The sequence below is a fragment of the Sphingobium sp. genome (assembly GCF_032153725.1).
In the GTDB taxonomy this organism is placed as follows: domain Bacteria; phylum Pseudomonadota; class Alphaproteobacteria; order Sphingomonadales; family Sphingomonadaceae; genus Sphingobium.
The window spans coordinates 1-4497 of the sequence record NZ_JALDYQ010000142.1 but is presented as its reverse complement, the minus strand read 5'-3'; the positions used below and the strand labels follow the sequence as shown (position 1 = coordinate 4497).

Annotated in this window: 3 protein-coding genes; 2 read left to right on the top strand and 1 reads right to left on the bottom strand. The window is 61.5% G+C overall.

The genetic code is table 11. The annotated features are described in order from the left end of the window. Positions 1-165: 165 nt before the first annotated feature. Positions 166-2853, bottom strand: coding sequence for an ATP-binding protein (locus tag RUH75_RS23395; protein WP_313809608.1), 2688 nt, complete (start codon positions 2851-2853; stop codon positions 166-168). Between the two features lie 224 nt (positions 2854-3077). On the opposite strand from RUH75_RS23395, the gene RUH75_RS23390 reads away from it, so the two are divergent. Together RUH75_RS23390 and RUH75_RS23385 are read left to right on the top strand one after the other, a co-directional pair. After that, entirely contained in the window at positions 3078-3281 is a 204-nt protein-coding gene (locus RUH75_RS23390) for a hypothetical protein (protein ID WP_313809607.1), read from the top strand. A gap of 423 nt (positions 3282-3704) precedes the next feature. After that, on the top strand, positions 3705-4352 hold the full coding sequence (locus RUH75_RS23385) for a hypothetical protein (RefSeq protein WP_313809606.1): 648 nt from the start codon (positions 3705-3707) through the stop codon (positions 4350-4352). Positions 4353-4497 lie beyond the last annotated feature (145 nt).

Genomic DNA, 4497 nt, shown 5'->3' with positions numbered 1-4497 from the left:
TATCGGCGCGACGGGCGAGCTGCGCGATGACGCCGGCCACTTCCGCGCGGCGTACACGCCCACGGAGGGCGACTGGATCCTGGTGCGGCCAGACGGCTACGTCGGCGCGATCATCGGCGCCCAACGAGTGAGCGAACTGGAAGACTATCTCGTCCGGGTCTGCGTTTAGCTACCCGCGCCCTTGGACCCAGTCTTTCCCAGCATGTCGCGCAACTTCGCCGCAAGCGCTTCAATCGCGAATGGCTTCGTCATCATTTCCATGCCGGACTCAAGAAAGCCCGCCCGCACGGCCGCGTTTTCCGCATAGCCGGTGATGAACAGGATCTTCAGCCCCGGGCGCGACTGGCGCGCGATTTCCGCGAGTTGGCGGCCGTTCATGCCTGGCAGGCCGACGTCGGTCACCAACAAGTCGATGCGCTTATTCGATTCAAGGATGGGAATCGCGGTCGGGGCATCCACCGCTTCGATCACGCCGTAGCCAAGTTCGTCCAGGACCTCAGTGACGATCATGCGAACGGATGCGTCATCCTCGACGACCATGACCAGCTCGCCGGCGCCGAGCGGTGTCGCCTCCCCTGCCGAACTCGCCGCATCATCCGTGGCGCCGTGACGTCGCGGCAGGAAAAGCTTCACCGTCGTGCCCTTGCCAAGCTCGCTCTCAATCCGGACATGCCCACCGGATTGGCGGGCGAAACCGTAGATCATCGACAGGCCCAGTCCGGTCCCTTGCCCCATGGGCTTCGTCGTGAAGAAGGGCTCGAACGCCCGCTCGACAGTGCTCGCCGACATGCCCGTACCGGTGTCGGTGACCGACAGGACCACGTAATCACCCGGCTGCAAACCGGCGAACTCGCTGACGTAACGCTCGTCGAGCTGGCTGTTGATGGTCTCAACCAGCAGCTTGCCACCTTCGGGCATCGCGTCGCGCGCATTGATACTCAGGTTGAGCAGCGCGCTCTCAAGTTGATTGGCATCGGTATACGCTGGCCAGACGCCGTCATCCAGGCGCACTTCCAGCGCGACCTGTTCGCCCAGCGTCCGGTGCAGCAGATCTTCCATGCTCGCAACCAGCATGTTCACATCGGTCGGCTTCAGGTCCAGCGACTGGCGGCGGCCGAACGCGAGCAGACGTGAGGTCAGCGCGGCGGCCCGCTGCGCTGACGTATTCGCCATTTCCATGTAGCGATCGACCCGGTCCATGCGGCCAAGCGCAATGTGGCGCTGGACCAGGTTGAGTCCGCCGATGACGCCGGTCAACATGTTGTTGAAGTCATGCGCGATGCCGCCGGTAAGCTGCCCCACCGCCTCCATTTTCTGGGCTTGCCGCAGCGCTTCTTCAGCGCGCATCAATTCCGCTGTACGCGCGGCCACGCGCTGCTCAAGCGTGTCGTTGAGCGTTCGCAGCGCGGCGATCGCACGATCCCGCTCCGCCTGGATACTACGGCGTTCCTCCACGTCGATGACGACGCCGGGAAAGCTGAGAGGCGTTCCGTCCGGCCCATGATCGACATGTCCGTTAGCTTCGATCCAGTAGTAGCGCCCATTGGCACGGCGGACCCTGTACTGGTACGCATATGCCCCGCCACGACGGATGACGTCACGGATCGCGTCGGCCAGACCCGCCTGGTCGTCCGGGTGTACGGTCTTTACGATCTGCGCCAGCGGAATGCCCTTGTGGCCGAGCCCCGGATCGAGCCCGAACGCATTGGCGAAGCCCTCGTCGACCGTGAACTGATCGGTAGGCAGGTCCCAATGCCACGTGCCGATGATCGCGCCAGCCGCCAGGGCAAGTTGCACGCGCTCCGCGTTTTCGCGGGCATTGGCTTCGCTGACACGCAGACGGTCCTGCGCCTGGCGGCGTGCGGTGACATCGTTGAAGAAGATGGCGATCTGACGGTCAGCGGGATCGCCGACCCGCACGGCCCGGACATCGAACCAGCGCTTGAACGCCTCTGCGTAGCTCTCGAAGTTGGCCGGCTCGCCGGTGCTGGCGATATGGCCATAGGTGTCGAACCAGAACTGCTCCAGGTCGGGCGCGAATTCGGTGACCCGTTTCCCACGAAGGTCCACGCCAGCCTGCCGCTCGAAAGCAGGGTTGACCTCGACGAAGCGATAGTTGATGGGCTTGTCGTTTTCGTCGTACTCGACCTGAACGATGGCGAACGCCGCATCGATGGTTTGCACTATCGTCTGGAAGCGATCCTGGGCCTGCTTCAGTTCGGACCGGCTGATTTCCAGTTCGCGCACCAGGTCGCGCGAAGCGGCCAGGTCTGCTTCCACCTTGGCGATCTGGCGCTCGTTTGCAAGGCGCAGCGCTTCCTCGGCCTGTCTCCGTTCGATGACCAGACCCGCGGAGCGAGCAACGAAATTGATCAGTTCGATGTCGTTGTCGCCCGGCTGGCGCGGACTCTGATAGTAGAGCGCGAAGGTGCCGAGCAGTTTGCCCGCGCTCGATCTTACCGGCGTGGACCAGCATGCTCGCAGTCCGTAAGAAAGGGCAATGTCACGGTAGTTAGCCCACAAGGGATCGGTCGCGATATCCGAGACGTAGACCGGTTCGCCACTGAACGCAACGGTGCCGCACGACCCCACGCCTGGCCCGACGCTGAGGCCATCCAGCGCTTCGTTGTAGCTTCGCGGCAGGCTCGGCGCGGCGCCGTGTCTGAGCCGCAGCCCTTCTTCGTCGAGGATGAGTATGGATGCGAGAACCTTGGTGACCGACAGGTCCTCCACGGCGAGCGTGATTGCTTCGAGCGTTTGATGCAGTTCGGTACCGCCCATCGCAAGTTCGAGGATGCGGGCTTGTGCCCGCGCCAAATCGGCGACGCGGTCTTTGCTCGAAATGACGGTCAATCGAAACTCCGTGAAAAGCGGGCCCGGAACGGGGCTGAGCGATTCTAGCGTAAGCCGTTGTGGTTGCTGGCAGCGGCCAGCGGACAGCGGACAAGGGCCAGCGCAGCGTGGCTAGCGGCAGATGCGTATGCGCGGAGACCATGAGTCAGCGATCGAACATGAGCCCGGCCAGGGTATGGCGCTTGCGGCAGCTTGGTCGCCATTTACCTCAGAGGGAGATCTCGATGACTGAAGAGCAACACAAGGAAAACCAGAAGCCGTCGGCAGGCGCCGGCGCGCACGAGAAGAAAGCCGACGAGAAGATCCAGAGCCGCAGCGCCGACCCCGGCCAGAGCAGCTATGGTGGCTTCAGCGGGGAAGATCCGCGCCGGCAGGCCCAGGACCTGGGCAAGGACGCGAAGGACGCCAAGGACCAGCCCAAGCGTTAACCCAACGCCGCGTGAAATCAATGCGGCAAGAAAACCAACCACTTGAAGGTGGTTGGTTTTTCACGGCATCTGGCGGAAGGAGTGTCCGCCATAGAATTAGCGGGTGCATCTCGCCAGTTAACCGATAGCGCTACGCCATTCGCAGGGGTGATGCCCCAATCACCCTGGGAGCGCATAGTCCCCTTCACCGGCTACGGTCACCCGTTGCAGCGTTAAGCCTTTTGTTTCCTGGACGAGCTTGCGGACCTATAGCCCTACCGGCTGCCCCACGGGGGCTTTTTTCGTACGTTCATTCATGACGGAACTGCATCAACTTAAGATAATGAGCTCCCTCGTGGACGGCCACTTCCGGCCACGAGCCGACGCTCGGTCGTATGCTTTCGGATATGTCAGAGCAGGGACAATCGTCACGGAGCGCTATCGATGGACCGGAGCACAGAACTGGATGCGTATTTTGAGAGGATCGAAATTGGTCAATACTCTGGCCGATATCAGAATGAGCTGAACCTGCTCACCAGGGATAAGGCTCGGAAAACTACCGAGCTGTTCAGCGAACATCCAACAATTGAAGCGCTCGGAGGCTTTGTTCTGGACGATCCTGAGACCAGTGATCACCATGTTTTTGCGACGAAATCGCCGATCGCTGGGCAAATCCTTTATCTCAGCCATGACGGTGAGACGCGGGTCGTGTTTGAGTCTCTTACGCGGGTCGTCGCCGCGGTAGAACGGGCGTTGGAGGAGAGATGCCTCCTGACTGATCTGCATCCAGTTCTCTCTCCCTTGTGCCAAGACCAGCCCGGGTTGGTCAACTTCATCGGGACGCTCTGCAAGGATGACGAAGGTGAGGACGTTGCGGTTCAATTGATCCCCAGCCTTGATCTCTACGATTATGCGTTGCTGAATCGCATTGCAGTCGCCGACAATTTTTTCCTGGCGGAGGCAATAGCAATCGAGATCAGAAAGCGGCCGAGACCGGACTTGCTGCGCATCGCCGAGCAGTGCTGCGCTCATCCCCACGCTCAGGTGGCAAAAGCGGGAGCTGCTGCAGTGGCTGCGATCCGCAGAGTCTGACCAACAACTGCTTTTAACCCTCCCATCCATCTGCTCGACTGGCCGCTTTGGGTCGTGCATTCAACGGGCTATTGCCCTGCCGAGCAGCGAACACGGCCAAGGCAGCTCCAGGCACGTGAACATCATTCCACATCTTCTGTACTTC

What these genes read in the sequence shown, in the direction of transcription:
- RUH75_RS23385 (WP_313809606.1), top strand. Translation starts at nt 3,705, where the DNA reads ATGGACCGGAGCACAGAACTGGATGCGTATTTTGAGAGGATCGAAATT.
- RUH75_RS23390 (WP_313809607.1), top strand. Translation starts at nt 3,078, where the DNA reads ATGACTGAAGAGCAACACAAGGAAAACCAGAAGCCGTCGGCAGGCGCC.